A 530-nucleotide genomic window follows, 5' to 3' on the forward strand; every position below is an offset into this window, starting at 1 on the left:
GAACTCCTGACCCCCTGCGTGCAAGGCAGGTGCTCTCCCAGCTGAGCTACACCCCCATATTGCGGGTAATTTATACCCGATGACAGGGAAATCATTTTTCGCCCTTAGAAAACTTTTGCGGGTAACAATTACCGGTATGCTCTATATGTGTAGTTAAATTCTTGCGACTTTAACACTCATATTGCGCTTGCCGGTATCTGCTATCCTTGACTGAACTGCGATGACCTCACCTGTGCGCGGCTAATGCCTTGCGGCTGCCGTCCTTAGGCTTATCACCGACAATTCGTCGGCAGAAGCTTCAAAATTAAACAACATTTAGTCTACTACTCTTTAAACTAAAACTCTCGCGAGTTATTAACTCCTTAGAAAGGAGGTGATCCAGCCGCACCTTCCGATACGGCTACCTTGTTACGACTTCACCCCAGTCATCAATCCCACCTTCGACAGCGCTCTCCTTGCGGTTAAGCTACTGGCTTCGGGTGTTACCGACTCCCATGGTGTGACGGGCGGTGTGTACAAGGCCCGGGAAC

At 49.8% G+C, this 530-nt stretch carries 1 rRNA gene; it reads right to left on the reverse strand.

What is annotated here, in order from left to right:
- Window positions 1-366: 366 nt before the first annotated feature.
- Window positions 367-530: ribosomal RNA gene (locus RR062_06275) — 16S ribosomal RNA — on the reverse strand; the annotation flags it as partial.

This window comes from Clostridia bacterium (assembly GCA_036654455.1).
Lineage (GTDB): Bacteria > Bacillota > Clostridia > Christensenellales > CAG-314 > JAVVRZ01.